Origin of the sequence: Sphingomonas sp. UBA978 (genome assembly GCF_002292295.1) — a bacterium.
GTDB lineage: Bacteria > Pseudomonadota > Alphaproteobacteria > Sphingomonadales > Sphingomonadaceae > Sphingomonas.
On record NZ_DBBS01000021.1, the window covers coordinates 178,104 to 199,971 of the forward strand.

Here is a 21,868-nt window from a genome sequence, read left to right on the forward strand (position 1 = left end):
TCGATCGGCAGATAGGGCACTTCCCACAGGGCGTCGTTGCGCGCCGCCTGCGCGGCGAAGCCCTTCTTGATCGCATCCTGATGGCTGCCCGAGAAGGCGGTGAAGACAAGGTCGCCGGCATAGGGGGTGCGCGGGTGGACGGGGATGTTGGTGCAATAATCGACCGTCTTCACGATGGCGTCGATGTCCGACAGGTCGAGGTTCGGCGATACGCCCTGCGTGTACATGTTGAGCGCGACGGTCACGAGGTCGCAATTGCCGGTACGCTCGCCGTTGCCGAGCAGGCAGCCCTCGACCCGGTCGGCGCCCGCCATCAGCCCCAGTTCGGCCGCGGCGACGCCGGTGCCGCGGTCGTTGTGGGTGTGGAGCGAGATCACGACGCAGTCGCGGTTGGGGATGTTGCGGCCGAACCATTCGATCTGGTCGGCATAGACGTTGGGCGTCGCGCATTCGACCGTCGCGGGCAGGTTGAAGATGATCGGCCTGTCGACGGTCGGGCGCAGCACGTCCATCACCGCGGCGCAGACTTCGACCGAGAAATCGAGTTCGGCGGTCGAGAAGGTTTCGGGGCTGTATTCGAAATGCCAGTCGGTGTCCGGGCGCTTCGCCGCCTCGTCGCGCAGCACCTTGGCGCCCTCGACCGCGATCCGCTTCACCTCGTCGCGGGTCATGCCGAACACGATCTTGCGCCATGCCGGCGAGACGGCGTTGTAGAGGTGGACGATACCCTGCTTCGCGCCATCGAGCGAGGCGAAGGTCGTTTCGATCAGGTCGCGGCGCGACTGGGTCAGCACCTGTACGAACACGTCGTCGGGGATGCGGCCGGTCTTCACCAGCCCGCTGATGAAGTCGAATTCGGTCGCGCCGGCGCTGGGAAAGCCGACCTCGATCTCCTTGAGCCCGGTCTTGACCAGCAGGTCGAAGAAGCGGGTCTTCTTCTCCGCGTCCATCGGGTCGATCAGCGCCTGATTGCCGTCGCGCAGGTCGGTCGACAGCCAGCGCGGCGCGCGCGTGATGACGTTCGACGGCCAGCGCCGGTCGGGCAGGTCGATGGTGGGGAAGGGGCGGTATTTGGTCGATGGATCGCGGAGCATGTGTCGGTCCCGTCTTGGCGCCGCGGACCATCGGGTCACACGCGGCGGGGGTGGCGCTGAAGCGTTATCCGGCCCTTAGGGAAGCGTGCAGGAGCAATCGCCGCCCTAAGGGCGGATAAGTCGCAGCAGGGTGCAGGCGCGCTCCATAGGAGCGGGTTCATGGCCGAGCCGGTCGGACTTGTCCACCCCGGGCGACGGCACGGTGGCGGGCGCCGTAGCCGTGGTGACCAATGGTTAACCCGCCTGCGGTATCGGCAAGAGGGACGGTCGTTCGTCCCCTTAACCTGTGTTGGGAACGACTTACGATGCGGCAACTCGTCTATATCAGCAGCATACGGCGTCAGGCGGCGGTCGATCCGGCCGCGATCCTTGCCCAGTCGCGCCGCAACAATGCCGCGGCGGGGATCACCGGACTGCTGTTTTTCGACGGCAAGCGGTTTTTGCAGGCGCTGGAAGGCGAGGCGGCGGCGGTCGACGCCACCTTCGCGCGCATCCAGCGGGACGAGCGGCATCATGCGCTCGTGCTGCTGTCGAGTCGCGATATCGCGATGCGCGAATTCGGCGCATGGGCGATGGCCTATAAGGCGCCGGGCGAAGAGGACGCATCGGCGCTCGATCGCGTCGCGCATCTGACCGCCAACGCCGACCCGACGGTGCGCGCCACGTTCGAGGGGTTCGCCAAGGTCCGGCGCGCGGCGTGATGCCGCGCGCCGGCGGGGATCATTGCGCGGCGAAGGCGGCGTTGATGTCGAGCTTCACCGAATCGGCGACGACCGGCGTCGCATAGCCGAGGCCGAAGTCGCTGCGCTTGATCGTCGCGGTGCCGCGGAAGCCGAAGTTGACCTTCTTGCTCATCGGATTGGTGCCGGCGCCGACGAAGGTCGCGTCGATCGTGACCGGCTTGGTCTGGTCCTTGATCGTCAGGTTGCCGGTGATCTTCGCGGTGTCGCCGCTGGCGACGACGCCGGTCGAGACGAAGCGCGCGGTCGGATAGGTCGCGGCGTCGAAAAAGTCCTTCGACTTCAGGTGGCCGGCGAACTGCGCCGAGGTGACCGACAGCTGGTCGATCGCGAAGGTGACGTCGAGCTTGGTCGCGGCGGGCTTGGCGGGGTCGATCGTCAGCGTGCCGTTCTGCGCGCCGAACTGGCCGCTGAGCATGCTGAACCCCATGTGGTTGAGCGTCCACGTCACCTGCGTGTGCGCGGGATCGACCTTGTAGGTGCCGGCGGTGACCGGAGCCTTGCTCTGCGTGCCCGGCAGGCCGGTCTGGGCAATGGCGGGGACCGCCGCGGCGGCGATAAGGGCGGCGAGAATGAGGCGCATGGTGGAAGCTCCGAAGAATTGTTTCGAAGGTTTAGCCATGGCTTGGCGCGCTGAGGAAGCGCTAAAGCCGAAACGGATCGTTCGTGGGTGCGTCGCCCTCACCCTTCGCCGCCTTCGGCGTCTTTCCCCTCCCCCGATGGGAGAGGGAAGGAGGCGCGAAGCGGCGGGAGGGTGAGGGTGAGCGCCGATCGTCAGTTCTTGTCCTTGTCGACCAGCTTGTTGGCGCCGATCCACGGCATCATCGCGCGCAATTCGGTGCCGACCTTCTCGATCGGATGCGCGGCGGCCTGCTTGCGGCTGGCCTTGAGCTCGGGCTGGCCGGCGCGGTTGTCGAGGACGAAGTTCTTGACGAAGCGGCCCGACTGGATGTCGGCGAGGACGCGCTTCATTTCGGCCTTGGTCTCGTCGGTAATGATCCGCGGGCCGGTGACGATGTCGCCATATTCGGCGGTGTTGCTGATCGAATAGCGCATGTTGGCGATGCCGCCCTCATAGAGCAGGTCGACGATCAGCTTGGTTTCGTGGAGGCATTCGAAATAGGCCATTTCCGGCGCGTAACCGGCCTCGGTCAGCGTCTCGAAGCCCGCCTGGATCAGGTGGGTGATGCCGCCGCAGAGAACGGCCTGCTCGCCGAACAGGTCGGTTTCGCATTCCTCGCGGAAGTTGGTTTCGATGATGCCCGAACGGCCGCCGCCGACGCCCGATGCATACGCAAGAGCGACGTCATGGGCGTTGCCGCTGGCGTCCTGATGGATCGCGATCAGGCAGGGGACGCCGCCGCCGCGGACGTATTCGCTGCGCACCGTGTGGCCGGGGCCCTTGGGCGCGATCATGATGACGTCGATGTCCTGCGGCGGCTCGATCAGGCCGAAGTGCACGTTGAGGCCGTGTGCGAAGGCGAGCGCGGCGCCGGGCTTCATGTTGCCCTTGAGGTCCGCGTCCCAGATCGCCGCCTGATGTTCGTCGGGGGCGAGGATCATGACGATGTCGGCCCATTGCGCCGCTTCCTTGTTCGACAGCACCTTGAAGCCGGCGTCGATCGCCTTCTTCGCGGTCGCCGACCCTTCGCGCAGCGCGATCGCCACGTCCTTGACGCCGCTGTCGCGCAGATTCTGCGCATGGGCGTGACCCTGCGATCCGTAACCGACGATCGCGATCTTCTTGTCGGTGATGAGATTCAGATCGGCGTCGCGATCGTAATAGACTTTCATGTCATGTCCCTTTGCTATCTCTGCCTCTCCCATCGGGAGAGGATACGAAGGCTTGGCAGCGTGCTGCCTAGCCAGAGTTGGTGAGGGTAGGGGCCGCTACTGCCCTCACCCTTCCGCGACTGCGCCGCTCCCTCCCTCTCCCGACGGGAGAGGGAATCTGCTACGCCGCTTCCTTGCCGCGGCTGATGGCGACGATGCCGGTGCGGGCGACCTCGATCAGGCCGACCTCGCCCATCAGCTCGACGAACTTGTCGATCTTCTCGATCGAGCCGGTGACCTCGAACACGAAGCTGCTGGTCGTCGCATCGACGACGCGGGCACGGTAGACGTCGGCGAGGCGCAGCGCCTCGATCCGGTGGTCGCCGGTGCCGCGCACCTTGATGAGCGCCAGCTCGCGCTCGACGTGCGCACCCTGCGCGGTCAGGTCGGTGACCTTGTGGACCGGCACGAGGCGATCGAGCTGCGCCATGATCTGTTCCATCGTCGCCGGCGAGGCGCTGGTGACGATGGTGATGCGGCTGACCGATTTGTCGGCGGTGATCTCCGACACCGTCAGGCTTTCGATATTGTAGCCGCGCGCGGTGAACAGGCCGGCGATCCGGGCGAGGATGCCCGGTTCGTTGTCGACGATCACCGCCAGCGTATGGCGTTCGGAAGCTTCGGTCTTGATGTGCATGTTCGTCTCTCGCTCCCCTCCCTTGCGGGGAGGGGTCGGGGGTGGGTGGCGTCCTGGCGGTGTACGGAGAGCGGGGCGCCACGTTGCGCCGTATCGCGAGCACTCCACCCACCCCAACCCCTCCCTTGAAAGGGAGGGGCGTGTTTCGGTCAGACCAGCGCCTTGGCCTCGTCGTCCATCGTACCCGACACCTCGTTGGCCTGCAGGATCATGTCGGTGTGCGCCGCGCCTGACGGGATCATCGGGAAGCAGTTCGCCAGCTTGGCGACGCGGCAGTCGACGATGACCGGGCCGTCATGGTCGAGCATCGCGGCGATGCCATCGTCGAGCTCGCCCATCGTGTCGATGCGGATGCCCTTCCAGCCATAGGCCTCGCCGAGCTTCACGAAGTCGGGCAGGCTGTCCGAATAGCTTTCGGCATAGCGGCTCTCATAGGTCAGCTCCTGCCACTGGCGGACCATCCCCATATATTCGTTGTTGAGGATGAATATCTTGACCGGCAGCCGGTATTGCGAGGCGGTCGCCAGCTCCTGGATGTTCATCTGGATGCTGGCTTCGCCGGCGATGTCGATGACCAAAGCCTTGGGATTGCCGAGCTGCGCGCCGATCGCGGCGGGCAGGCCATAGCCCATCGTGCCGAGGCCGCCGCTGGTCAGCCACTTGTTGGGCTTTTCGAACCCGAAATGCTGCGCGGCCCACATCTGGTGCTGGCCGACCTCGGTCGTGATGATCGGATCGCGGGCGTGCGTCGCCTCCCACAGCGCGCGGATCGCGCGCTGCGGCATGATCGCCTCGCCGTTTTCCGGGAAGTCGAGGCTCTTGACCGCGCGCCAGCCCTCGATCCGGTGCCACCAGTCGCGCGTATCCGGTTTCGGATGCTGGCGCGATTTCCAGATGCGGACCATGTCCTCCATCGCATGGCCGGCATCGGCGATGATCGCGAGGTCGACGCGGACGTTCTTGTTCACGCTCGACCGGTCGATGTCGATATGGACCTTGCGGCTGTTCGGGCTGAACGCGTCGAGCCGGCCGGTGACGCGGTCGTCGAATCGGCTGCCGATCGCGACGACCAGATCGGCCTGGTTCATCGCCATGTTCGCCTCGTACGTACCGTGCATGCCGAGCATGCCGAGGAACTGGTCGGACGAGGCGGGGAAACAGCCGAGGCCCATCAGCGTCGAGGTGACCGGCGCACCGGTGATCCGCGCCAGCTCGCGCAGCAGCTGCGATGCCGCAGGTCCCGCATTGATGATGCCGCCGCCGGTATAGAGGATCGGGCGCTCGGCCGCGGCGAGCATGTCGACGACCTGCTCGATCTGCGTCTGCGGCGCCTTCACCTGCGGGCGATAGGTCTTGTGCTGGATCGGACCGGGCTTGGTGTAGCGCGCGGTCGCGACCTGCACGTCCTTGGGGATATCGACGACGACCGGACCGGGGCGGCCCGAGGTCGCGATATGGAACGCCTCATGGATCGTGTCGCCGAGCTTCGCCGGGTCCTTGACCAGATAATTGTGCTTCGAACAGTGGCGCGTGATGCCGACCGTGTCGGCTTCCTGAAACGCGTCGGTGCCGATCAGCGCGGTCGGGACCTGCCCGGTGATGACGACCATCGGGATCGAATCCATCAGCGCGTCGGTGATGCCGGTGACCGCATTGGTCGCGCCGGGACCGGAGGTGACGAGCACGACGCCCGGCTTGCCGGTCGAGCGGGCATAGCCCTCCGCCGCATGCGTCGCCGCCTGTTCGTGGCGGACGAGGATGTGCTTCAGCCGTCCCGACCGGAACATGGCGTCGTAGATCGGCAAGACCGCCCCACCGGGGTAGCCGAACACGACCTCCACGCCGAGATCGCACAGCGCCTCGACCAGGATGTCTGCTCCGCTCTTTTCGCCCACGGTTCGTCTCCACTTGTGTTGCACTGGGTTGCTGGCAGGGGCGGGTAGACGTGCTGCACCGCGGGGTCAACCCTGTCCTTGTAACAAACTTGCTATCGAAGAACGTAATTGGATTGAATCTGTCGTCCTTACCCAGTCGGACGGCGGTTGGTTGCGGAACCATGTGTACTGTCGCTTGGCGTAGCGGCGCGTGTCCAACTGCACCTGCGCGAGGGCGTCCGCGCGGGAGCAGGCGCCCGAGAGCATCGCGGCGATCGGGGGAACGCCGATCGCGCGGCGGATCGGCGCATCGGTCGTGATGTCGTCGCGGCCGAGCAGGGTAGCGACCTCCTCGACCGCGCCGCCGGCGAACATCGCTTCGCACCGGGCATCGATGCGGGCGAGCAGAGTGTCGCGATCGGGCAGCAGGATCGCAGGCGCAATCGCGATGGCATCGCCGATCCCGCCGACGCGCGCCTGCTGCCATACGCCGAGCGGACGGCCGGTCGAGCGCACGACCTCGAGCGCGCGGGCGACCCGCGTCGTGTCGGCGGGGGCGAGGCGGGCGGCGGCCTGCGGATCCTCGATCGCGAGGCAGCGGTGCGCCTCGGCAACGGGCAGCGCGCGGACCGCGGCGCGGACGTCCGGATCGATCGCGGGGACGGGGGCGATACCGTCGAGCAAGGTGCGCAGGTACAGGCCGGTGCCGCCGACGAGGATCGGCAGCCGGCCCGCCTCATGCGCCGCGGCGATGGCGGCGCGCGCCTCGGTGGCCCAGCGCGCGGCGGAATAGCCGGCGTCGGCGGCATCGACATGGCCGAACAGGCGGTGCGGCGCCTGCGCCTCCTCTACCGCGTCCGGGCGGGCGGTTAGGACGCGAAGGTCGGCGTAGACCTGGCTGGCGTCGGCGTTGATGACGACGCCGTCATGGGCCTGTGCCAGCGCGATCGCCGCGGCGGACTTGCCGCTGGCGGTCGGCCCTGCGATGAGCGCCACCGGCAATTTTGGCCCCGGTTTCGGGTGGGAGGCAGCGATGTTCACGGCGACGCTCATAGGCGATGCACTTGCCGCAGGCGATATCCCGGCGGCGGCCGATCGGCTGGCGGCGGCGGGTTGCGCGCCGGGCGCGGGGGCGTGGCTGGAGGAGGGCGTCGCCGCCGACCTGCCGTTCGCCGCCGATCTCGGCGCGGCGCGGATCGCGCTGGAGGGGGCGTTCGCGGCGGTCGACGTGGTGGTCCAGCCGACCGCGACACGACGCAAGGCGCTGATCGTCGCCGACATGGATTCGACGATGATTACCGTCGAATGCATCGACGAGCTGGCCGATTATGCCGGGATCAAGGCCGAGGTCGCGGCGGTGACCGAGGCGGCGATGCGCGGCGAGCTCGATTTCGAGGGCGCGCTCGATGCGCGCGTCGCGCTGCTGGAAGGGTTGAGCGAGAGCGTCATCGCGCAATGTCTTGCCGAGCGGGTGCAGATCATGCCGGGCGCCAGGGCGCTGGTGCGGACGATGCGGGCGCATGGCGCGGAGGCGGTGCTGGTGTCGGGCGGTTTCACCCGTTTCGCCGAACCGGTGGCGGCCGGGATCGGCTTCGACCGGGCGATCGCCAACGTGCTGCTGATCGCGGACGGCCGGCTGACCGGCAAGGTCGCCAAGCCGATCGTCGGGTCGGCGACGAAGGAGGAAACGTTGCTCGCGGCGATCGATCGCCGCGGGATCGACCCGGCGGTGTCGCTGGCGGTCGGCGACGGTGCGAACGATCTGGCGATGATCCGGCGCGCCGGGCTGGGCGTGGCCTATCACGCCAAGCCGATCGTCGCCGCCGCGGCCGGCGCGCGGATCGATCACGGCGACCTGTCGGCGCTGTTATATGCGCAGGGGTACAGGCGGTCGGAATGGGTGGCCTGACGGTCGGCGCCTGACCTTACCCGATGGGAGGGGGAGATGGGCGCGCGGGAGTCATGGCGCGACCACCACGCACGACACGCCCGACGCGGTGCATGCCTTTTGCGCCGCCGCCTTCGATGCGAAGCCGCCCGCCTGCAGGCGGATGACATTGCCCGCCTTGGCATAGACCGGCTGTGCGTTGCCGAGCTTGCCGCGGACCCGCGACCATTGCGTCTGGGCGTTCGCCTGCGTGCTGAATGCGCCGAGCTGGATCTTCCACGCGCCGCCGGTTGCGGCGGGCGCGGGTTTCACCGGGGCCGGCCGCGCCGGAGCCGGGCGCGATTCGTGCGCGGCGATGCGATCGTTGACCGGGCGGTCGGGCGAGGGCGCCGGCACGCGCTCCGGTCCGCCACGCGGCGGCAGCTTGACGGGGCGCGGCTGCGCGGCAGGGATGGTGGCGACCGGGCGGCGCGGAGCGGTGGACTCGATCGCCATCATGCCGCCGCGGCTGCCTTGCGCGGGCGCATTGCGCAGGTCGGCGGTGTAACGGCGGGTCAGCGCGGTGCCGCGCTCGCGGTCGGCGGGGGTGATATACTGGTCCATCTGCGCGAGCGTCTCCGACGCGGACTTCAGCCCCGCCTGCGACGCCAGCGTCATCAGCGCATAGGCGCGGGGATAGTCGCGCGCGACGCCGTCGCCGTTAAACAGCATCGTGCCGAGCACCAGCTGGCCGCGCGGCTCGCCGCGCTGCACCGACTTTTCCAGCCACGGCGCGGCTTCGGATTTGCGACCCGCCTGAAACAGGGCGAGGCCGTAATTGTCCTCCGCCTGCTGATGGCCCTGCAGCGCCGCCCTGCGGAACCAGCTTTCCGCCAGCGCCGGGTCGAGCGGAACGCCGCGGCCGAGCTTGTACGCCTGCCCGAGGTTGAACTGCGCATCGGCATCGCCCGCCACCGCGGGGCCGCGCCACTGCGTCACCGCCGCATTGAAGTCGCCGCGCCCCCAGGCGTCGACGCCGGCCTTGACGTTCTGTGCCGCCGCCGGCGCCGCTCCGGCGAGGCTCGCGGCAAGCACAGCGCCCGCGATCCAACCCGTATTCCGCATGCCTGTCACCCTTTCGACCGTCCCGGCCGCATCATGCCCCGGCTGTGCCCGCAGGCAAAGCGCGATCGCACGATTGCCCCCATTAACCGCTTCTTAGCCCCGCTCTGGCAGGTCTGCGTCCGGAAATAGCGATAATTTTTAAAGGGGGCCTATGCGCGTTCTCGCGATGGCATCGCAAAAGGGTGGATCGGGCAAGACGACCTTGTCCGGGCATCTGGCCGTGCAGGCGCAGCTGGCGGGGCATGGCCCGGTCGTGCTGATCGACATCGATCCGCAGGGCAGCCTGTCGGAATGGTGGAACGAGCGCACGGCGGAATATCCGGCGTTCGCGCAGACCACCGTCGCGCGGTTGCAGGCCGATCTGGAGGTGCTGCGCCAGCAGGGCTTCAAGCTCGCGATGATCGATACGCCGCCCGCGATCACCATGGCGATCCAGAGCGTCATCAACGTGTCCGAACTGGTCGTGGTGCCGACCCGCCCCAGCCCGCACGACCTGCGCGCGGTCGGCGCCACCGTCGATTTGTGCGACCGCGCCGGCAAGCCGCTGATCTTCGTCGTCAATGCGGCGACGCCCAAGGCGCGGATCACCTCCGACGCCGCGGTCGCGCTGTCGCAGCACGGCACCGTCGCACCGATCACCATCCATCAGCGCACCGACTTCGCCGCGTCGATGATCGATGGCCGTACCGTGATGGAGGTCGATCCGAACGGCAAGTCGGCGGGCGAGATCGCGCAGCTATGGACCTATGTCGCCGACCGGCTGGAAAAGAACTTCCGCCGCACCGTGTTCAGCGTGCCGACCGTCTCCGGCGGACCCGGCTTCGGCCAGCGTCCCGCGGCGAGCGGCTTCGGCCGCCGCGTGGTGGGAGGGTGAGCATGTTCGGATCGTCCAAGCCGATGGCATCGCTGTCGTCGGGTCTGCTCGCCCGCAAGGGGCAGGCGCGGCCGGCGATGCGCAGCCAGGGGTTCGGCGGCTTCGGCGGCGGCCAGGCGGCCGACGATCTCGGCTGGAACGACATGGGGACCAACGAGGCACCTGCGCCAGTCGCTGCACCCGTGGTCGCGGCACCGGTCGTGGCGGCAGGTCCGGTTTCTACCGGCCCGGTGCCGACCGTGCTCGTCCAGCGCGAATTGCTCGCCGCGCAGATCGGATCGCCCGAAGCGACCAAATCGGTGTCCGTCGCCACCGCGACGCGCATCCGGCGCGAGACGCAGCATGGCGGCAAGGCGGCTTTCACGCTGCGGGTCGATGCCGACCGGCACCTGCGGTTGCGGCTCGCCTCCGCGATCACGAACCGCTCCGCGCAGGACCTGGTGACCGAGGCGCTCGACGCGCTGCTCGGTGCCGTACCGGAGGTGGAGGCGCTCGTCGCGCAGCTGCCGCCGGCCAAGGCCGCCCGGTAACCGACCAAGATCTGGGGAAACACCCGATGACACCACGTCTGATCCTGACCTTCGGCATGTCCGCGCTGGTGCTCGGCGGCACGATGGTCGGCTGCACCGGTTCGACCGGCCGCATCGCCTCGGCGGGTGACCGCAGCGACGCGCAGGCGGCGAAGGCCGCGGCGCGCAACGCCGACAAGGCGGCGCGCGCGCTCGCCAAGCGCGACGTCGCCACTGCCGTGCGCTTCGCGGAGGATGCGGTGGCGCTGGCGCCGCGCGACGCCGGCTATCGCATGCTGCTCGGCCAGAGCTATCTGCAGGCAGGGCGTTTCCCGTCGGCGCGCGACACGTTCGCGGACGTCGTCCAGCTGTATCCGGCGAACGGCAAGGCGGCGCTCAACCTCGCGCTGACGCAGGTCTCCACCGGCGACTGGGCGGCGGCGCAGGCGACGCTGCACGCCAATGCGGCGGCGATTCCGGTCGGCGACCTCGGCCTCGCGACCGCACTCGCCGGCAATCCCGCGGCCGCGATCGAGATCCTCAACGCCGCGGCACGCGCGCCGGGGGCGAACGCCAAGATCCGGCAGAATCTTGCGCTCAGTTATGCGCTGGCCGGGCAGTGGAACATGGCGCGGGTCGCGGCGGCGGCGGACCTGTCGGCCGCCGACCTCGACGCGCGGCTGGAACAATGGGCGGCGTTCGCGCAGCCGCGGGGGGCGTCAGATCAGGTCGCCACGCTGCTCGGCGTGATCCCGGTGGCCGATGGCGGCCGTCCGGTCGCGCTCGCGCTCAACGCCGCGGTACCGGTGACGCCGGTGCTGGACGCGCCGGAGCAGGTCGCCACCGCGGCGCCTGTCGCCGCGCCGGCGCCTGCCGAAACGCCCGAGGCGCAATTCGCCAAGGTGTCGCTTGCGAAGGTGACGTTCGGGCCGCGGATCGAGGTGGTGCAGCCGCTGCCCGCGCCGCTGATCCGCGCCGCCGCCACGCCGACCCGCGTCGCGCTGGCGACGCCGGCCGCGTCCGCGCGGGTGGTGCAGATGGTGCCGGCCGCCAAGCCGTTCGTCCGCGCGCGTGCCGCGGCCGGCGGCGACTGGTTCGTGCAGATCGGCGCCTTCCGCAACGCCGCGGTCGCCCGGTCCGGATGGGACAGCGCGACACGCCGCTTCGCCACCTTGTCGGGCCACCAGCCGACGGGGACGATGGTCGCCGCGGCGCAAGGGTCGCTCTATCGTCTGTCGGTCGGCGGCTTCACCCGCGACGCGGCCGACGACATGTGCCGCGCCTATCGCGCCAGGGGCGGTGCCTGTTTCGTCCGCCGCGAGGCCGGCGACCGCATGGCGCAATGGCTGCGCACCCCGGTGCAGATGGCCTCGCGCTAGGGCCGATCTGCAAACAGCGGTTTCGCGCGCTTCCGGCGCTCACTTACCGTTAGCACGCTGCGCTCCGGGTCGCGCGAAACCACCGTTTTCGGCACGTCATCATCTGAATGGCGATCGACCCTAGGCGATCTCCCGGCCCGCCTTCCACAGCCGCAGCACGCGGCCCTGGACGGGCAGGCCGTCGAAGGGGGTGTTGCCCTCCGACCCGACGAAGGCGGTGCCGTCGATCTGCCACGGCGTGTCGGCGTCGAAGAGCATCAGGTCGGCGGGCTTGCCCGGCTCCAGCGTACCCGTGTCGAGCCCCAGCACCTTTGCCGGATTGGCGGACAGCATCGCCAGCAGCCGTTCGAGCGGCAGCAGGCCGTCGCGCACCAGCATCAGCCCGAGCGGCAGCAACGTCTCCGCCCCGGCCATGCCCGCCGCCGAATCGGCGAAGGGCAGGCGCTTTTCCTCTGGTCCGTGCGGATCGTGGCCCGAGGCGAGCACGTCGATCGTCCCGTCCTTCACCGCGGCCAGCGCCGCCTGCCGGTCGCCCTCGCTGCGCAATGGCGGCGAGAGATGGGCGTAGGTGCGGAAATCGCTCATCGCGATGTCGGACAGATGCAGATGCGCCGGCGTGATGCCGCAGGTGACGCGCACGCCGCGTCGTTTGGCGGCGCGGATCAGGTCGAAAGCGGCGGCGGTGGTCGCCTGACGGATGTGCAGCCGCGCACCGCTCTCCTCCGCGAGCATCAGGTCGCGTGCCACCGCCAGCGCCTCGGCCACCGCCGGCGCGGAGGGCAGGCCGAGCCGCGTCGCCGTCTCGCCATCGGTGGTCACCGCGCCCGCGGTGAGGCCGCCGTCCTCGGCATGCGCGACGACCGCGATGTCGAGGTCGCGGGCGTAGGCGAGCACGCGCAGCATCACGCCGCTGTCCGCGATCCAGTGCCGCCCGGTGCCGACCGCCCGTGCGCCGGCGGAGGCGCAGACCGCCATTTCCGCCATGTCACGGCCCTCGAGGCCGCGCGTCGCCGCGGCGATCGGGTGGATCCACAGGTCCGGCTTGCCGATCAGCGCGGCACGCTGGACGATGCCGGGATCGTCGAGCACGCGGTTGCCGTCGGGCATCAGCGCGACGCGGACGATGCCGCCGGCGCGGAAGGCGGCGCGATCGATCCGGAACACGCCGAGGTCGACGATGCCGGGCGCGAGCGTCCGGCCGCCGCAGTCGACGGTCGTCGCGTCGGACGGCATTTCGAACGTCCCCGATGCGACGATCGCGCCGTCGCGGACCAGCAGGCCGCCGGACGTCACGCCGCCGACCGGGCAGGCGAGGCGGGCGTTCAGGAAGGCGATCGTGCTCATGCCCAGCCCTCCACGCCGCGCGCGCGGCGGGTGAGGACATCCAGACACGCCATCCGCACCGCCACACCCATCTCCACCTGTTCCGTGATCGCCGATTGCGGCCCGTCGGCGACGGCCGAATCGATCTCCACCCCGCGGTTCATTGGGCCGGGGTGCATGACCAGCGCATCCGGCAGCTTCGCCAGCCGCTCCGGTGTCAGGCCGTAGCGCATCCGGTATTCGCGGCTGGAGGGGATGTAGCCGCCCGCCATCCGCTCGTTCTGGACGCGCAGCATCATGACGACGTCGGCACCGGCCAGCGCCGCGTCGAAATCGGTGAACGGCGTCACCCCCATCCGCTCGATCGCGGCGGGCATCAGCGTCGACGGCGCGCAGACCCGCACCTCCGCCGCGAGCGCGGTCAGCGCGAGGATGTTCGAGCGCGCGACGCGGCTGTGCAGCACGTCGCCGCAGATCACCACGTGCTGCCCGGCGATGCTGCCCCGGCGCCGGCGGATCGTCAGCGCATCGAGCAGCGCCTGCGTCGGATGTTCGTGGCGCCCGTCGCCGGCGTTGAGCACCGGGCAATCGACCTTGTCGGCGATCAGCCGCACCGCGCCCGACGACATATGGCGGATCACGATCACGTCGGCGCGCATCGCGTTCAGCGTCTGCGCGGTGTCGATCAGCGTCTCACCCTTCTTCACGCTCGACGTCGCGGCATGCATGTTGACGACGTCCGCGCCGAGCCGCTTGCCGGCGATCTCGAAGCTCAGCAGCGTGCGCGTGCTGTTTTCGAAGAAGGCGTTGATCTGCGTCAGACCGGCGAGGCGCTTGTCGGGCGCGGCATGGCTGCGGTTGGCGCCGACCCACGTCTCCGCCTCGTCGAGCAGGAACGCGATCTCATGCGGCTGAAGCCCGTCGATGCCGGTCAAATGCCGGTGCGGGAAGACGGCGCCTCCCTCGATCAGGGCGGCGGGGCGGTGGTCCGAGCGTTGCATCAAGGGCGCCGGGTAGCGCCGGGGCGGGGCGGGGGCAAGCGGGGGACGCGTGGAGTATCACTCGCGAATTCATTCTGGATAGTTGTAACCTATGATGCGATTTGACACCTGGCTTGACGGTGCACTGTGACTGATCCCACTTCCCAGCTCATAAAATCACAACCCCGAAATTGGGAAAAGGTAATAATCTCGTCATCTGGATGGATTGCCGCTGTATTCATGGGCTTTCTCAATTGTCCGGGAAAGATAAACGAGTTCCGAAAGGAGTTCCCGTCAGCAGCGGAAAGCATGGGCCTTTGGAATCCGGTGGATTACCGTTTTTCCGGGGATTGAAGTTTGGTGCAGAGCTGCGAATTTAATCCATATGAGGTTGGAAATATTGACGAAATTGAGGCCGGGGCTGAAATGCGCAGTAGTGGACTGGACGTGAGTCTCCGCTTTGAAAATAGGAAGGGCCTAGTCACGGGTGAGATTATGTCTGAGGGGCTGAGTAAACACTACGTTTTTCCGGAGGCGCAGATGAAAGGTGCTGCTTCAGGCGAAAATATTAAACTTCGTGTTTTTGACTGGATCAATGCCAAGCCAGTGACCCTAGCAACTGTAAAGTTTAGGCGCGTCAATGAAGACTGCCTATCATTCGAGTTAGTTGATGGATCAAGCAGTATTCTACCCAGAAAAGCCTATTTGACCAGGCAAACCAAAGGCTATTATCAGAGTCGTACGAGGGAAGGTGGGTTAATGCAAAACGCGCTTCGCAAAGTGATTGAAAATATTAGACATGATGAGGCATCTAAAAGCTTAACAAGTAAATAATCTCACAGATCGCGCTACACTGGCTGCCCTAGGAAAAGTCATTTTGATATTCGGTCTTTCGTATAATGGTTGCGTCAGACCATCACCAGCGCGTCGATCGCCGCCTGCAGGATATGCGCCGCGGCGAGGTTGTCGATGCGTTCGGCCCGTTTCGCGCGGCTCATGTCCTGTTCGATCATCGTCCGTTCGACCGCGACGGTCGACCAGCGTTCGTCCCACAGCAGGATCGGCAGGCCGAGGTCCTGGCAGTTCTTAGCAAAGGCGCGGGTCGACTGGCTGCGCGGGCTTTCGGTGCCGTCGAGGTTGAGGGGCAGACCGAGCACCCAGCCGCGGACGTGCTGTGCGGTCCCGAGCGCGACGAGTGCGGCCTTGTCCTGCGTGAACTTGCTGCGGCGGATGAGGTCGGCGGGGCTGGCGAAGCTCCAGCCGGCGTCGCACAGCGCGGTGCCGATCGTCTTGGTGCCGAGGTCGAGGCCGAGCAGCCGGCCACCCTGCGGCAGCGCCTCGCGGAAGACGGCGCGGTCGAGCGTTATCATCGCTTCGCTCCGAACGCCGCCAATCGGCGGAGCGCGTCGGCCCGGACGTTGGCCCAGAACAGGCTGTAGTCGTAGACGTGGTAATTGTTACCCGGCAGCACATAGCCGCCGACCTCCGGTGCCTCGCCGATCAGCAGGAAGCCGCGCGGGCCGCAGCGGGCGGGGACCTTGCCCGGCGCGATCGTCGCGGTGGTGAGGTCTTCGCTGGGGTAGAGCGTGCCCTGATTGGCGGTGGCGGGCGCGGCGGCGCCCGGCGTGCCGGTCAGCGGGTTGGTGCAGACCATGTCCGTATCCTTGCGGGGGCGGCCATCGAAGCCCTTCGTCCGGTCGTAGATATCGGTAATCATGCTCGGATCGGCGGGTTCGGCGAAGCTTTCCCACGACAGCAGGCAGCGCGGCTGGTCGGGGCGGGTGCATTGCGGCAGGCCGAGCGCGGCGAGGTCGGTGCTCGCCGATACCGGCCAGCCGACCACGTAGGCCGCGACCACCCGCTTCGCGATCGGCTTGCCGGCGATCTGTTCGCGCAGCAGGCGGGTGAGGTGGAGCGCGCCCTGGCTGTGGCCGGCGAGGATGAGCGGGCGTTTCCGGTCGACCTGCTTGACGAAGGCGGCGAAGGCGGCGGCGACGTCGCCATAGGCGAGGTCGAGTGCGCGATTGGCATCGGCGACGCTGGTGAGGAAGGCGCCGAACGTCGCCTGCCGGTAGCGCGGCGACCAGATGTCGCCGGCGGCGTTGAACGCGCTCGCCTGCCCGCGCAGGAAGATCGCGGCGCGGGCGTTGGTCTCGGCATCGTCGAGCGCCGCGTTCCAGTGATCGCGGCCGATATAGGAGGTCGGGTGGATGAAGAAGACCGCGGCTTTCGGTTTCGCCTCCGGCGTATAGCCGGCGGGGGTCCAGAGCGCGGGGTTGCCGGGAATGTCCGGGCGGGCGATCCACATCGCCTTGTCGGCATAGATTGCGGGATCGACGCCGGGCTGCGCCCTGAACGCCTCCGACGGGACCAGCGCCATGCGCAGGATCTCGGTGCCGTAGATCCGGTAGGCGAAGGCGCCGGCGATGACGAGCGCGATCAGGAACGCGAAGACGTAGAGGAATTTGCGGGCCAAGGCGTCGGGTTCCGGACGGGGCAGGGAGCGGCTCTGATGGACGAGGGGCGCCGGACTGGCAACATGCGGTTGCGCAGGGCAAGCCGCCGCTGCTAGGCGCAGCCGCATGTCCGTAGACACCGCCACCGTGAAGAAGGTCGCCGCGCTCGCGCGCATCGCGATCACCGAAGAGGATGCGACCCGCCTCGCACCCGAACTGTCCAACATCCTCGGCTGGATCGAGCAACTGGGGGAGGTCGATACGGCGGGGATCGAGCCGATGACCGCGGTCATCCCCAACCAGCTGCGGCTGCGCGACGACGTCATCAACGCCGATCCGCTGACGGGGGGTGGCATCCGCGATGCGCTGATGGCCAATGCGCCCCAGGCGGAGCATGGCTTTTTTACCGTTCCCAAGGTGATCGAATAATGGCCGACGTAACCGATCTCGGCATCGCCGGCATCCGCGATGGCGTGCGCAGCGGCGCCTTTTCCGCGGTCGAGGTGGCCGACGCCTTCGTCGTGAAGGTCGCCAAGGCCAAGCCGCTCAACGCCTTTCTGGTCGAGACGCCCGAGCATGCGCTCGCTGCGGCGCGCGCCGCCGATGCCGCGCGCGCGGCGGGCGAGACGCTGAAGCCGCTCGCCGGCGTGCCGATCGGGATGAAGGACCTGTTCTGCACCAAGGGCGTCGCGACGACGGCGGCGAGCCATATCCTCGAAGGGTTCGTGCCGACCTACGAATCGACCGTCTCGCAGAATCTGTGGGATGCGGGCGCGGGGATGCTGGGCAAGCTCAACATGGACCAGTTCGCGATGGGGTCGTCGAACGAGACGAGCGCGTTCGGCAACGTGATCTCGCCGTGGCGCAAGCTGGGCAGCAATGCCCCCCTCGCACCCGGCGGGTCGTCGGGCGGCAGCTCGTCGGCGGTCGCCGCGGGCCTGTGTCCGGGCGCGACCGGCACCGACACCGGTGGTTCGATCCGCCAGCCCGCGGCCTTCGTCGGGATCAGCGGGATCAAGCCGACCTATGGCCGCTGTTCGCGCTGGGGGACGATCGCCTTCGCCTCGAGTCTCGACCAGGCGGGGCCGATGGCGCGCGACGTGCGCGACTGCGCGATCATGCTGGAGGCGATGGCGGGATTCGACGCGAAGGATGCGACGTCACTGCAGCTCGACGTGCCGCGCTGGGAGCAGGGCCTGTCGCCGAGCCTCGCCGGCAAGCGCGTCGGCATTCCCAAGGAATATCGCGTCGACGGCATGCCCGGGGAGATCGAGGCGCTGTGGCAGTCGGGAATCGACTGGCTGAAGGACGCAGGCGCGGAGATCGTCGAGGTATCGCTGCCGCATACGAAGTATGCGCTGCCCGCCTATTACATCATCGCGCCGGCGGAGGCGTCCTCCAACCTCGCGCGCTATGACGGCGTGCGCTACGGCCTGCGCGACCTGCCCGAGGGGGCGGGGCTGCAGGATATGTATGCCGCGACCCGCGCCGACGGCTTCGGCGCCGAGGTGAAGCGCCGGATCATGATCGGCACCTATGTGCTGTCGGCGGGCTTCTACGACGCATATTATACGCAGGCGCAGAAGGTGCGGGCACTGATCGCGCGCGACTTCGCGGCGGCCTGGAAGACATGCGACGTGCTGCTGACCCCGACCGCGCCGTCGGCGGCGTTCGCGTTGGGGGAGAAATCGGCGGACCCGATCGCCATGTACCTCAACGACGTGTTTACCGTACCCTCCAGCCTCGCCGGCCTGCCCGCGATGAGCGTGCCGGGCGGGCTCGACAAGGACGGGCTGCCGCTGGGGTTGCAGATCATCGGCAGGCCGCTCGACGAGCAGGGCGTGCTCAACGCGGGCCTCGCGATCGAGCAGCGCGCGGGCTTCGTGGCGCGGCCGCAGGCGTGGTGGTAGACGATCGGGAGCGAAAGTGTTACCTCTTGTAATACCGGAGTAACGCGATGAACGCCCAAAGCTCGATCACGGAGTCGGCCGACGGTAACATGACCAGCAAGGGGCAGGTGCTGATTCCCAAGCATCTGCGCGACCATGTGGGTCTGAAGCCCGGTGGCGAAATCACGGTCGGCCTCAACGCCGATGGTGAAGTCGTCGTGCTACCGCGCCGGGCCGCCGAGACGCACGAACAGCGTAAGGTGCGCATCCGCGCGCAGATCGAGTCGGTTGCAGGAACGATCGATACCGGCTTCGTGACGACCGACGATTATATGGATTTCATCCGTCCGTGGCGGAAAGAGGATTGGTGATCTTCGTCGATACCAACGTCGTCATCGACATCTTTCGCCGTGATGCCCGGTGGTTCGACTGGTCGGCTGATCGACTGGCCATGGTGACGGAGCAGGGCGAGGTGGCCGCCAGCGCCGTCGTGATCGCGGAACTCAGCTGGAGTTTCGATAGGTTGGAGGATCTGTTGGCGACGCTTGACCGACTGTCGCTGGTCCCGCGACCCCTGCCTGCCGCCGCCGCCTTCCTTGCGGGCAAACGGTTCCAGTCGTTCCGGCGTACCCGGTACGAAGACGATCATCCCCGGGTGCTGCCGGACTTTCTGATCGGCGCGCATGCTTTTTTCGAAGGCGCATCGTTGCTGACCCGCGACCCAAAACTATACCGCCGCTATTTCCCCGACCTCACCCTCATCACGCCAGAGACCCATCCATGACCGACACCAGCTATCGCATCCAGGGCGCCACCGGCGAGTGGGAGGTCGTGATCGGGCTGGAGGTCCATGCGCAGGTCACGTCGAACGCCAAGCTGTTCTCGGGCGCCGCGACCGAATTCGGTGCGGAGCCGAACACGCAGGTGAGCCTGGTCGATGCGGCGATGCCGGGCATGCTGCCGGTGCCGAACATGGAATGCATCCGTCAGGCGGTGCGCACCGGCATGGCGATCGACGCGCAGATCAACCGCTGGTCGCGGTTCGATCGCAAGAACTATTTCTACGCCGATCTGCCGCAGGGCTATCAGATCAGCCAGCTCTATCATCCTTTGGTGGGCGAGGGTTCGATCGAGATCAGCCCGGACGACAAGAATCCGGACGCGACCAAGGTGATCGGCGTCGAGCGCATCCACGTCGAGCAGGATGCGGGCAAGCTGATGCACGACCAGCATCCCAGCCGCTCCTATGTCGACCTCAACCGTTCGGGCGTCGCGCTGATGGAGATCGTCAGCCGGCCGGACATGCGCTCCCCCGCCGAGGCCGGCGCCTATCTGCGTAAGCTGCGGGCGATCCTGCGCTATGTCGGGTCGTGCGACGGCAATATGGAAGAGGGGTCGATGCGCGCCGACGTCAACGTCAGCGTCCGCAAGCCCGGCGAGGACCTCGGCACGCGGACCGAGACGAAGAACGTCAATTCGGTCCGCTTCGTGATGGCGGCGATCGAATATGAGGCGAAGCGGCAGGTCGAGGTGCTGGAGGACGGCGGCCGGATCGTCCAGGAAACGCGGCTGTTCAACGTCGAGAGCGGCACGACGCGGTCGATGCGGTCGAAGGAAGACGCGCACGATTACCGCTACTTCCCCGATCCCGACCTGCTGCCGCTCGAGCTGGAGGAGGATTTCCTCGACCAGTGCCGCGCCAGCCTGCCCGAACTGCCCGACGCCAAGCGCAAGCGCTACGAAGCGCTCGGCATCTCCGCCTATCAGGCGAACGTGCTGACCGCGGAGGTCGAGGCGGCGCGCTGGTTCGACGCGTTGCTGGAGGCGGGCGCAAAGCCGGTCGCGGCGGCGAACTGGACGACGTCAGAGCTGTTCGGCGCGCTCAACCGGACCGGACGCGATATCGCCACGTCGCCGGTGTTGCCGACGCAGGCGGCGGAATTGCTCGCGCTGGTCGCGGACGGCACCCTGTCGGGCAGCCTCGCCAAGCAGGTGTTCGAGGTGATGCTGGAGACGGGTGACGCGCCCGCCAAGATCGTCGAGGATCGCGGCCTCAAGCAGACCAGCGACACCGGCGCGATCAAGGCGGTGATCGCCGAGGTGATTGCGAAGAACCCCAATCAGCTCGCGCAGTATCGCGGGGGCAAGGAGACGCTTTTCGGGTTTTTCGTTGGCCAGACGATGAAGGCGATGGGCGGCAAGGCCAATCCGGCGGTGGTCAACGACCTGCTCAGGAAGGCGCTCGGCTGACCGGTGACGCGGATCGAGCTGGACGCGGGCGGATGGCGGACGCGGGCGGATTTTTATGCCGCGCTGCTGCCCCGGCTGGGGGCGCCGGACTGGGTCGGCGGCAATCTGGACGCGCTGTTCGATTGCCTCGGCGGCGGCATCTGTACTTTGCCGGTGCCGTTGCGGGTGACCGTCCGCAACAGCGCGGGCATGCCGGCGGAGGAACTCGCCTATATCCGCCGCGCCGAAACCGTGTTCGACGATGCGCGTGCGGCATTCGGGCAGGACGTGTATCTGCGTTTCGCATGACGGTGGGAGCAGGGATGTGAGCGGATTGCGTTTGGGCCTAGCGCTGATGGTCGGGCTGGCGGGTGGTGCGGCGTCGGCGCAGCAGGCCGCGCCTGTCGCGGCGTCGTTGCCGCGGGTGGCGCTGGAGACGACCGCCGGGCGGATCGTGATCGAGGCCGATACGCTGCACGCGCCGGTCACCGCGGGCAATTTCCTGAAATATGTCGACGGCAAGCGGCTGGACGGGGTCGTCTTTTATCGCGCGGTCAAGGTCGCGGACCGGTTCGGCTTCGTGCAGTTCGGCACCAATGGCGATCCGAAGCGGGCGCTGCCGCCGATCAAGCATGAGCCGACGACGCAGACCGGCCTGCATCACACCGAGGGCGCGATCTCGGTCGCGCGGTTCGGCCCGGGGACGGCGACCGGGGATTTCACGATCAGCGTCGGCGACCAGCGCGCCGCGCTCGATGCCGACCCGGGCAAGCCGGGCGACAACCTCGGCTATGCGGCGTTCGGCCGGGTCGTGGAGGGGATGGATACGATCGTCACGATCCTCGATGCGCCGGTGTCGCCGACCGCGACGGTGCGCGGATCGTTCAAGGGCGAAGTGCCGGTGACGACGGTCAAGGTGCTGACGGCCCGACGGGTGGCGGCGAAATAGCATGTCCGGCCCGGCGGCCCTTGCCGTTGTAAATTGCGTGCTTGCCGTCAATTGGGCGAGTGCCGGAAACCATAGTTTCGACGGTATGGGTGTAGCGGACTAGCAGTACC

General features: G+C 67.9%; 24 protein-coding genes. 13 read left to right on the forward strand and 11 right to left on the reverse strand.

The genetic code is table 11. The features are described 5' to 3' along the window. A partial coding sequence (locus B2515_RS15840) for a 2-isopropylmalate synthase (RefSeq protein WP_414711413.1) occupies positions 1-1,094 on the reverse strand: 1,094 nt, incomplete at its 3' end. Between the two features lie 305 nt (positions 1,095-1,399). Between B2515_RS15840 and B2515_RS15845 the strand changes: the two genes are divergently transcribed. Then, positions 1,400-1,795, forward strand: coding sequence for a BLUF domain-containing protein (locus B2515_RS15845; RefSeq protein ID WP_293877980.1), 396 nt, complete (start codon positions 1,400-1,402; stop codon positions 1,793-1,795). Between the two features lie 19 nt (positions 1,796-1,814). On the opposite strand, the gene B2515_RS15850 is transcribed toward B2515_RS15845, so the two are convergent. The 5 genes from B2515_RS15850 to miaA form a co-directional block, all read right to left on the reverse strand. After that, positions 1,815-2,417: a YceI family protein gene (locus tag B2515_RS15850; protein WP_293877982.1), complete on the reverse strand. Its 603-nt coding sequence runs from the start codon at positions 2,415-2,417 to the stop codon at positions 1,815-1,817. Between the two features lie 191 nt (positions 2,418-2,608). Then, the gene (ilvC, locus tag B2515_RS15855; protein ID WP_163958189.1) at positions 2,609-3,628 is read right to left on the reverse strand and encodes a ketol-acid reductoisomerase; all 1,020 of its coding nucleotides are present in this window, start codon (positions 3,626-3,628) and stop codon (positions 2,609-2,611) included. 160 nt (positions 3,629-3,788) lie between these two features. Further along, on the reverse strand, positions 3,789-4,304 hold the full coding sequence (gene ilvN / locus B2515_RS15860; RefSeq protein ID WP_293877987.1) for an acetolactate synthase small subunit: 516 nt from the start codon (positions 4,302-4,304) through the stop codon (positions 3,789-3,791). A gap of 149 nt (positions 4,305-4,453) precedes the next feature. Next, a complete protein-coding gene (locus B2515_RS15865; protein ID WP_293877989.1) occupies positions 4,454-6,199 on the reverse strand; it encodes an acetolactate synthase 3 large subunit in 1,746 nt (581 codons plus the stop codon). 66 nt (positions 6,200-6,265) lie between these two features. Further along, a complete protein-coding gene (gene miaA, locus B2515_RS15870; RefSeq protein ID WP_293878498.1) occupies positions 6,266-7,213 on the reverse strand; it encodes a tRNA (adenosine(37)-N6)-dimethylallyltransferase MiaA in 948 nt (315 codons plus the stop codon). On the opposite strand from miaA, the gene serB reads away from it, so the two are divergent. Next, positions 7,212-8,087: a phosphoserine phosphatase SerB gene (serB, locus tag B2515_RS15875; protein WP_293877991.1), complete on the forward strand. Its 876-nt coding sequence runs from the start codon at positions 7,212-7,214 to the stop codon at positions 8,085-8,087. The two genes, miaA and serB, sit on opposite strands and share 2 nt — an antisense overlap. A gap of 51 nt (positions 8,088-8,138) precedes the next feature. On the opposite strand, the gene B2515_RS15880 is transcribed toward serB, so the two are convergent. After that, positions 8,139-9,170, reverse strand: a complete 1,032-nt coding sequence (locus B2515_RS15880) for an SPOR domain-containing protein (protein WP_293877993.1) — start codon at positions 9,168-9,170, stop codon at positions 8,139-8,141. Positions 9,171-9,321: 151 nt separating this feature from the next. Between B2515_RS15880 and B2515_RS15885 the strand changes: the two genes are divergently transcribed. From B2515_RS15885 to B2515_RS15895, 3 genes are read left to right on the forward strand one after another with little or no spacing between them, the layout of a single operon-like run. Next, on the forward strand, positions 9,322-10,044 hold the full coding sequence (locus B2515_RS15885; protein WP_293877995.1) for a ParA family protein: 723 nt from the start codon (positions 9,322-9,324) through the stop codon (positions 10,042-10,044). Positions 10,045-10,046: 2 nt separating this feature from the next. Continuing rightward, positions 10,047-10,574, forward strand: coding sequence for a hypothetical protein (locus B2515_RS15890; protein WP_293877997.1), 528 nt, complete (start codon positions 10,047-10,049; stop codon positions 10,572-10,574). A 26-nt stretch (positions 10,575-10,600) separates the two neighbouring features. Continuing rightward, positions 10,601-11,932: an SPOR domain-containing protein gene (locus B2515_RS15895; protein ID WP_293877999.1), complete on the forward strand. Its 1,332-nt coding sequence runs from the start codon at positions 10,601-10,603 to the stop codon at positions 11,930-11,932. Between the two features lie 120 nt (positions 11,933-12,052). Here the strand turns inward: B2515_RS15895 and B2515_RS15900 are convergent, their stop codons facing one another. Then, entirely contained in the window at positions 12,053-13,276 is a 1,224-nt protein-coding gene (locus tag B2515_RS15900; RefSeq protein WP_293878001.1) for a dihydroorotase, read from the reverse strand. Then, positions 13,273-14,256: an aspartate carbamoyltransferase catalytic subunit gene (locus B2515_RS15905; protein WP_293878003.1), complete on the reverse strand. Its 984-nt coding sequence runs from the start codon at positions 14,254-14,256 to the stop codon at positions 13,273-13,275. Before B2515_RS15905 ends, B2515_RS15900 begins: the two co-directional genes overlap by 4 nt. A 339-nt stretch (positions 14,257-14,595) precedes the next feature. On the opposite strand from B2515_RS15905, the gene B2515_RS15910 reads away from it, so the two are divergent. Further along, the gene (locus B2515_RS15910) at positions 14,596-15,069 is read left to right on the forward strand and encodes a hypothetical protein (RefSeq protein ID WP_293878005.1); all 474 of its coding nucleotides are present in this window, start codon (positions 14,596-14,598) and stop codon (positions 15,067-15,069) included. A 74-nt stretch (positions 15,070-15,143) separates the two neighbouring features. Here the strand turns inward: B2515_RS15910 and ruvX are convergent, their stop codons facing one another. Beyond that, positions 15,144-15,605 (reverse strand): Holliday junction resolvase RuvX, encoded by a 462-nt coding sequence (gene ruvX, locus B2515_RS15915; RefSeq protein ID WP_293878007.1) that lies wholly within the window; start codon positions 15,603-15,605, stop codon positions 15,144-15,146. Further along, entirely contained in the window at positions 15,602-16,711 is a 1,110-nt protein-coding gene (locus B2515_RS15920) for a DUF3089 domain-containing protein (RefSeq protein ID WP_293878009.1), read from the reverse strand. The genes ruvX and B2515_RS15920 overlap by 4 nt, the downstream gene beginning before the upstream one ends. A gap of 106 nt (positions 16,712-16,817) precedes the next feature. On the opposite strand from B2515_RS15920, the gene gatC reads away from it, so the two are divergent. Genes gatC through B2515_RS15955 form a run of 7 tightly spaced genes read left to right on the forward strand, consistent with a single transcriptional unit; the run spans position 16,818 to position 21,758 of the window. Beyond that, complete coding sequence (gene gatC, locus B2515_RS15925) at positions 16,818-17,120, forward strand: Asp-tRNA(Asn)/Glu-tRNA(Gln) amidotransferase subunit GatC (protein WP_293878011.1); 303 nt, start codon at positions 16,818-16,820, stop codon at positions 17,118-17,120. After that, positions 17,120-18,601, forward strand: a complete 1,482-nt coding sequence (gene gatA, locus B2515_RS15930) for an Asp-tRNA(Asn)/Glu-tRNA(Gln) amidotransferase subunit GatA (RefSeq protein WP_293878013.1) — start codon at positions 17,120-17,122, stop codon at positions 18,599-18,601. The genes gatC and gatA overlap by 1 nt, the downstream gene beginning before the upstream one ends. 47 nt (positions 18,602-18,648) lie before the next feature. Beyond that, positions 18,649-18,951: an AbrB/MazE/SpoVT family DNA-binding domain-containing protein gene (locus B2515_RS15935; RefSeq protein ID WP_293878015.1), complete on the forward strand. Its 303-nt coding sequence runs from the start codon at positions 18,649-18,651 to the stop codon at positions 18,949-18,951. After that, entirely contained in the window at positions 18,948-19,364 is a 417-nt protein-coding gene (locus B2515_RS15940) for a type II toxin-antitoxin system VapC family toxin (protein WP_293878017.1), read from the forward strand. The genes B2515_RS15935 and B2515_RS15940 overlap by 4 nt, the downstream gene beginning before the upstream one ends. Then, on the forward strand, positions 19,361-20,830 hold the full coding sequence (gene gatB / locus B2515_RS15945) for an Asp-tRNA(Asn)/Glu-tRNA(Gln) amidotransferase subunit GatB (protein ID WP_293878019.1): 1,470 nt from the start codon (positions 19,361-19,363) through the stop codon (positions 20,828-20,830). Before B2515_RS15940 ends, gatB begins: the two co-directional genes overlap by 4 nt. A 3-nt stretch (positions 20,831-20,833) precedes the next feature. Further along, positions 20,834-21,118 carry a barstar family protein gene (locus tag B2515_RS15950; RefSeq protein ID WP_293878021.1) on the forward strand — a complete coding sequence of 95 codons (285 nt, stop codon included), beginning with the start codon at positions 20,834-20,836 and terminating at the stop codon, positions 21,116-21,118. A gap of 46 nt (positions 21,119-21,164) precedes the next feature. Further along, the gene (locus B2515_RS15955; protein WP_293878500.1) at positions 21,165-21,758 is read left to right on the forward strand and encodes a peptidylprolyl isomerase; all 594 of its coding nucleotides are present in this window, start codon (positions 21,165-21,167) and stop codon (positions 21,756-21,758) included. Positions 21,759-21,868: the final 110 nt, after the last annotated feature.

Excerpts from the sequence above, each read along its gene's own strand:
- B2515_RS15845 (WP_293877980.1), top strand. The coding sequence starts at position 1,400 with ATGCGGCAACTCGTCTATATCAGCAGCATACGGCGTCAGGCGGCGGTC.
- gatC (WP_293878011.1), top strand. The coding sequence starts at position 16,818 with ATGTCCGTAGACACCGCCACCGTGAAGAAGGTCGCCGCGCTCGCGCGC.
- B2515_RS15890 (WP_293877997.1), top strand. The coding sequence starts at position 10,047 with ATGTTCGGATCGTCCAAGCCGATGGCATCGCTGTCGTCGGGTCTGCTC.
- B2515_RS15895 (WP_293877999.1), top strand. The coding sequence starts at position 10,601 with ATGACACCACGTCTGATCCTGACCTTCGGCATGTCCGCGCTGGTGCTC.
- B2515_RS15900 (WP_293878001.1), bottom strand. The coding sequence starts at position 13,276 with ATGAGCACGATCGCCTTCCTGAACGCCCGCCTCGCCTGCCCGGTCGGC.
- ilvC (WP_163958189.1), bottom strand. The coding sequence starts at position 3,628 with ATGAAAGTCTATTACGATCGCGACGCCGATCTGAATCTCATCACCGAC.
- gatB (WP_293878019.1), top strand. The coding sequence starts at position 19,361 with ATGACCGACACCAGCTATCGCATCCAGGGCGCCACCGGCGAGTGGGAG.
- ruvX (WP_293878007.1), bottom strand. The coding sequence starts at position 15,605 with ATGATAACGCTCGACCGCGCCGTCTTCCGCGAGGCGCTGCCGCAGGGT.
- B2515_RS15905 (WP_293878003.1), bottom strand. The coding sequence starts at position 14,256 with ATGCAACGCTCGGACCACCGCCCCGCCGCCCTGATCGAGGGAGGCGCC.
- B2515_RS15955 (WP_293878500.1), top strand. The coding sequence starts at position 21,165 with ATGGTCGGGCTGGCGGGTGGTGCGGCGTCGGCGCAGCAGGCCGCGCCT.
- serB (WP_293877991.1), top strand. The coding sequence starts at position 7,212 with ATGTTCACGGCGACGCTCATAGGCGATGCACTTGCCGCAGGCGATATC.
- ilvN (WP_293877987.1), bottom strand. The coding sequence starts at position 4,304 with ATGCACATCAAGACCGAAGCTTCCGAACGCCATACGCTGGCGGTGATC.
- gatA (WP_293878013.1), top strand. The coding sequence starts at position 17,120 with ATGGCCGACGTAACCGATCTCGGCATCGCCGGCATCCGCGATGGCGTG.
- B2515_RS15880 (WP_293877993.1), bottom strand. The coding sequence starts at position 9,170 with ATGCGGAATACGGGTTGGATCGCGGGCGCTGTGCTTGCCGCGAGCCTC.
- B2515_RS15885 (WP_293877995.1), top strand. The coding sequence starts at position 9,322 with ATGCGCGTTCTCGCGATGGCATCGCAAAAGGGTGGATCGGGCAAGACG.
- B2515_RS15850 (WP_293877982.1), bottom strand. The coding sequence starts at position 2,417 with ATGCGCCTCATTCTCGCCGCCCTTATCGCCGCCGCGGCGGTCCCCGCC.
- B2515_RS15935 (WP_293878015.1), top strand. The coding sequence starts at position 18,649 with ATGAACGCCCAAAGCTCGATCACGGAGTCGGCCGACGGTAACATGACC.